Here is a 5,294-nt window from a genome sequence, read left to right as displayed (position 1 = left end):
TTGATACTGTTGAGTGGCAGCTTTAAGGATATCCGTACCGACGATCGATGTCTGCAATGCCCCCAATCCTTCGAGATCTTCTGTCGGTTTCCACTCGGATGCGACGAGTACGAGATTGGTTTGATACAGCTCGAATTTGCCTTGGATCTGGGGTCGATCGAATGTACCTACTAGTGAAGAAACTAGCTTGAGCAGGATAAAGGCGGTCAACACGCTCAGCAAAATGCGGCGGAGTGATTGAAAAGATATCAGATTTGGGCGATCGAGACTCATTAAAATGCTAACTAAAATTTACAACCAGATCGTTATTATATGCCGTTAACTCAGAAGTTTGCCTATCTGTTTAGCAGTACTCTAGGTCTGAGCATCTTGATTTATTTGCTACGCGGTTTTGGGATCGTGACTTTTTTACCTGGTTCGATTTTACTAGGATTGATGGTACTAGCGATCGCCACTTTCTTCATCTACAGTGTCTTGATTACCAAACGCTAATTTTGGCAATTGTAGCAACCGCTAATGCTGTTAGGACACAGCTATTGAAATCGCCGCTAGTGATGCGAAGTTAATCTAAAAAAACGCCCTAACGAACTTGGCGACTGCTATATCTCTGGTTTTCGCACTAGATTATTTGAATGGGTTTTAAAGAACTAAAATTTAGTTTTAATGTTTAGCCCTGATTCTTTAAAATATTTTGCTGCTTTTATAGCTAGAGCTGACATCAATCACATTCTGTCCCGGAAGGAATGAGGCGATTTAGCATTTCTTGACCGGCTGGGTTTACTACTCGAACGCGGATAAAATCTGGATCTCGACGTTGCCACACAACTTGATAGCGAGTGCCCCGATTACTCCAAGTGTAAATTCGACGCACCCCATCTGTTGTGATGCGAGCATTAGCTAGTCGCAGCTCTGCTTGGGTTTCATTTTGTTTTCCGTAATAGTAATAGCTACCATTCTGACGGTAAACCGTAATTTGCCATTGTGAATCTCGATAGCAACCAGTAACGTCATTCTCTGCGGCAATTGCTTTGATTGGGAAAATTGCCAAATTACATAAAGGTGTTGCTAGTCCGATCGAGAGTAATATAGCAGTCAAATAGATTCGTTTCATTAGACGATCGAGCATAGGCGTAAAAGTACTATTACCTACACTCGATCTAGAGCTAATTCCGCACGATCGCTAAATGTTAGGCCAATTTTGGTGCCAATTATTTAGTCACCGATTTAGGTAGCGGAGACTTCGGTTGAACATTAGTAACGGGAGCTTTCTTGTTGCGATCGCGCAAGGATTGGATTTGACGCGCGCGGAAATCGCTACTAGCAGAATTGAGTTCTTCTTGGCGATCTCTGTTGTAATTAGGATTGCTCTGACCGTTGAGTTGGGATCTGTTGATTAGTTCCATCAAGCCAGATGTATCGCCGCCAGAGGCGCGACTAAACGGATCGCGGTTGTCGCCACTATTACCAAAACCATTATTGTATTGAGCTGAGGCGATCGTCGGGGCGAGGGCGATCGATAATCCCAATAATAGGCTAGCAGGGGTAATGAATCTGTTCATGGTTAATAACTAATAAATAGGTGGAATATTGCGATAATAACGACTATTTGCGCGATCGGGATCTATCAATAAGGATATCCAAGATCCCTAAATAGTTCCTCAGGCTAGGCTAATCGCCGTTTTAACAGGGGTTGAATCGCGGCGAGGGTCAATCCAGCAAAACCGACTAAAATTAGCAGAGAGGTGCCAAAAGACACCGCTCCCCACGGCGACTGGAGAACGATACTCGCCAGATCCCATTCGGCGTGATTGTAGAGATAGCGAATTGGTTCGATCGCATAGGTGAGCGGATTGAGCGCGGCAATAATTTGCAGCCATCCCGGCATGAATGTTAGGGGCGCGAGTGCGGTACTGGCAAACAGCAGCGGTAAATTCACGACAAAAATCACCGCAATCAGTTCGATGTGTCCGGGCAAGGCAAAAGTCAAACCCAAACTCAATGCAGTAACGCCCAAGATCAGCAACAACAGGATTGTGGCAATTACGACCAAACCAGCCACGCTCGGCAAGCCCGCACCCATCAGCCCATTGACGCCGATAATTGCAGCAGTTTGCAACAAACTTAGCGCGACGATATAAATCGCCGAAGCAGCAACGATCGAGTAACGTGAGGCTAACGGCGCGACGAGTAACCGATTGAGAAAACCAAACTCGCGATCGAACATCACTGGCAATCCCGCATTTAAGGCTCCTACAAAGGCCGTAAAGACGATCAACCCCGCACCCAAGAACTGGCCGTAGCTCAGATCGTTACCCATCATTCCTTGGGGGGCATTTTTGAATAACGCGCCAAAGAGCACCAAGAACATTAACGGCTGAACGATTCCCGCAAGCAGCGTCGAAGGTCGCCGCTGGAGCTGAATAAACAGCCGCTTCGTTAGGGCGAGGGTTTCCTGGACAAAGTCCGCTAACCCATTTGATGATAATGGTTGTGGCGATCGCAGACGATCGTTCGGCTGTAAGCTGACAGAGTTGGAAGTATCGATGGTACCGCTCATAGGAAGGTAATGGGGAATGAACAAAGATCGATCGCCTAGTGACGGTTGGTAACTCGTTGCCACCAGTAATAGGGATTTAACATGCGTCGGTAACGTTGGGCGAGTTCTTTACCTGCGAGCAAGATGCCCAGCCAGAAAGCCACTTCACTAGTAACGATGAGACTGGTGACGATCGCCGCTTTAGTGGCGACGGTGACAGCCAGGAAGGGGACGGCTAAGACGGCAACCCACAGGAGGCCAGAGATGAGTACCAGCAGTACTCCTAGTTTAGAATTAGCTCTCATCCCCATGGCAATTTCGATCCCTAGCGCATCCGTTGTTTTTTCTCGGCTTTGAGATCCCGACTGCCCGCCGCAGCCAGTTCGGCATCTAGCAGGGTTTTGCCAGTAGCAGCTAGATAGACATCATCTAAGCTCGGACGCGATTGGGAGATCCCGAAGATCGGCAAACCAGCCGTCTGCAAAGATTGCTGGATCGTCATCAATACATCGCGATCCGGCGTGACGACTAAGTTGAGCGAGTTGGCTGCCGTCGCATTAATGCTCGCTTCTTGGACGAAGGGCAATTCACCGAGCATTTGCTGGGCGCGTTCGGCTTCTAATAGAGGCGTAAACTCTCGAATCCGCAACACGATCCGATCGCCACCTAACTGATTTTTCAGCTCGGAGGGCGTACCTTCAGCAATGACTAAACCGCGATCGATAATCCCCACGCGATCGGCTAACGCATCAACTTCTTCGAGATAATGACTGGTAAGTAAAATCGTCGTGCCGCTGGCGCGCAGTTGGCGCAAGAAGTCCCAAACTACCATACGACTCTCGATATCCAGTCCGACGGTAGGCTCGTCGAGGACTAGGACTTCCGGCTGGTGCAATAGTCCCGCCGCTAGGTCGATGCGGCGTTTGAGACCGCCAGAGTAGCTGCCAGTCTTCTTATCGGCATAGCTGTGTAGATCCAGCAATTCGAGCAGGACTTCGATCCGCTGCCGAGCTTCGACCTTCGGAATATGATAGAGTGCCGCCTGAAGTTCGAGCAATTCTCGCCCCGTCAGGATCGGGTCGAGAGCGACTTCTTGAGCGATATACCCGATCCGCTTCCGGGCTTCGCGCGGCTGGTCGATGACGGAAATATCCCCGATCTCGATCGAGCCGCTATCGGGCTTAGTGAGGGTACACAAGCAGCGAATTGTCGTGGTTTTGCCCGCACCATTGGGGCCGAGCAAACCGAAGATTTGGCCGCGCTCGACTTGAAAAGATACATCTTTGACCGCTGGGACGGTGCCATAGCTCTTGGACAGATTTTGAATAGTTACTGCTGCTGCCATCATCTATCCTGCTGATTATGGACAATTTGGTAATGAGACTCGCGCTTCCCAATGGGCAATCGCAGTTTCATCACTACCCTCTATGTTAACAATTTCCGCTCCCAGTCGGGATCATTTTTAATCGATCGAGATCGTCATCGAGTTTTGGGAATAATTACTTGGAGTTGCCCAAGTTACCCCGGTAGTAGTTATGACACCGATCCAATTTCTTACTGCTTGTCGAAATCGCATTCCAAATTCCCAGCAGACATGGCGGCGTGCAGCTCTGGCCATCGCCACCGTCACGATGCTAACCGCGTGTGGATTAACTAACGGTAATGATGTCTCCACAAAGTCCGTAGAAACATTTCACCAGCAGTTTAACAACTCTGAGTTCTCGGAAATGTACTCTAATGTCAAGCCTGATGCTGGAGTTTACCTCACAGAAACCGACTTCATGAAGTTATTTCAGTCTGTCCGTCGCCAGCTCGGCTCAGTTAAGAGCGCGACCCAGAGCGGATCGACCGTCCACGATTTCAGTGGCGGCAGGCAGAGGGTTGTACTCACCTACAAAACTGATTTCGAGAAGGGTACTGGCATCGAGACATTCAGCTTTATGGTTTCTAGCGATGCCGCAACCCTTCAAGACTACTCTATTAGATCGAACGAACTCATCACCAACTGATACCAAATCCGCTTCACAAATCCTTCTTTTGCGATCGAAGTTTTCATTTAGTCGATCGCTACATCACAATACTTCTTGAGTAGCCTTGAGCATGTAATAGGTAATTAAAAGCTGAGTCAGTGCCAGTGGATAACTTTGGAGGAGTTCGCCAGTCGTGCCAGTGACTTTACCCAAATCGGGGTTAACTTCGCGATTGCAGACACGATGGAGATCGGGCATATCGTTACAAATCATCTGCTCCAACAGATTTATTTTCTCGCTGGTCGCATGACTATCGATTTCTAGCACATCGACTGGCTTGCCCATATCACGATCGAGTTGCCACCGAATTGCCGATTGACTCTGGGCGGAATCGATAACTTGGCTGAGGTCGGGGTGCGGAATTGTCGGTCTGAGCACCAGCCGCACATCGAGGAGGGATTTATCGCGATCTTCAGTTGCGGGCGGGTAAAAACTGACCACAACATCCGCCCACTGCCGTTGGGGACGAATAAATTGCTCCGAATCTGATTCGCGTTTTTGGAGTTCGGCCACAACTTGGGCTTCGGTATAGCCGCGCTTGATCGTATCGCGTTGGATCTTCCACACCGCGCGCAGCGACTCCGGCGGTGCCAGATAAGCCTTCACATCATAACAATCGCGCGCTGCTGCGGTGGAGTAGCCGAGCAAACCTTCAACGATAACGAACCGATTGGGCTTGATATATTGCGGTGCCTCAAAAGTACCCGTTTTGTGACTGTAAATTGGCT

Annotated in this window: 8 protein-coding genes and 1 pseudogene; 2 read left to right on the top strand and 7 right to left on the bottom strand. The window is 48.9% G+C overall.

The genetic code is table 11. The annotated features are described in order from the left end of the window. Positions 1-273, bottom strand: a pseudogene (locus RMO84_RS16755) (hypothetical protein); the annotation flags it as partial. A 39-nt stretch (positions 274-312) separates the two neighbouring features. Here RMO84_RS16755 and RMO84_RS16750 point away from each other — a divergent pair. Then, positions 313-492, top strand: a complete 180-nt coding sequence (locus RMO84_RS16750) for a hypothetical protein (RefSeq protein WP_310489574.1) — start codon at positions 313-315, stop codon at positions 490-492. A 226-nt stretch (positions 493-718) separates the two neighbouring features. On the opposite strand, the gene RMO84_RS16745 is transcribed toward RMO84_RS16750, so the two are convergent. The 5 genes from RMO84_RS16745 to RMO84_RS16725 form a co-directional block, all read right to left on the bottom strand. Further along, positions 719-1,111 (bottom strand): hypothetical protein, encoded by a 393-nt coding sequence (locus tag RMO84_RS16745; protein ID WP_310489573.1) that lies wholly within the window; start codon positions 1,109-1,111, stop codon positions 719-721. Between the two features lie 97 nt (positions 1,112-1,208). Then, positions 1,209-1,559: a hypothetical protein gene (locus tag RMO84_RS16740; RefSeq protein WP_310489572.1), complete on the bottom strand. Its 351-nt coding sequence runs from the start codon at positions 1,557-1,559 to the stop codon at positions 1,209-1,211. A gap of 104 nt (positions 1,560-1,663) precedes the next feature. Then, positions 1,664-2,557, bottom strand: coding sequence for an ABC transporter permease (locus RMO84_RS16735; RefSeq protein ID WP_310489571.1), 894 nt, complete (start codon positions 2,555-2,557; stop codon positions 1,664-1,666). A gap of 35 nt (positions 2,558-2,592) precedes the next feature. Beyond that, positions 2,593-2,841, bottom strand: a complete 249-nt coding sequence (locus tag RMO84_RS16730) for a transporter suffix domain-containing protein (RefSeq protein WP_310489570.1) — start codon at positions 2,839-2,841, stop codon at positions 2,593-2,595. A gap of 20 nt (positions 2,842-2,861) precedes the next feature. Continuing rightward, complete coding sequence (locus tag RMO84_RS16725) at positions 2,862-3,881, bottom strand: ABC transporter ATP-binding protein (protein WP_310489575.1); 1,020 nt, start codon at positions 3,879-3,881, stop codon at positions 2,862-2,864. Positions 3,882-4,071: 190 nt separating this feature from the next. Between RMO84_RS16725 and RMO84_RS16720 the strand changes: the two genes are divergently transcribed. Beyond that, positions 4,072-4,545: a hypothetical protein gene (locus RMO84_RS16720; protein ID WP_310489569.1), complete on the top strand. Its 474-nt coding sequence runs from the start codon at positions 4,072-4,074 to the stop codon at positions 4,543-4,545. 63 nt (positions 4,546-4,608) lie between these two features. Here RMO84_RS16720 and RMO84_RS16715 read toward each other — a convergent pair. Continuing rightward, positions 4,609-5,294: phosphoribulokinase (locus tag RMO84_RS16715; protein WP_310489568.1), on the bottom strand; the 686-nt coding region annotated here is incomplete at its 5' end.

This window comes from Chamaesiphon sp. VAR_69_metabat_338 (assembly GCF_031423935.1).
In the GTDB taxonomy this organism is placed as follows: domain Bacteria; phylum Cyanobacteriota; class Cyanobacteriia; order Cyanobacteriales; family Chamaesiphonaceae; genus Chamaesiphon.
This window is presented reverse-complemented; position numbering and strand designations above follow the sequence as displayed.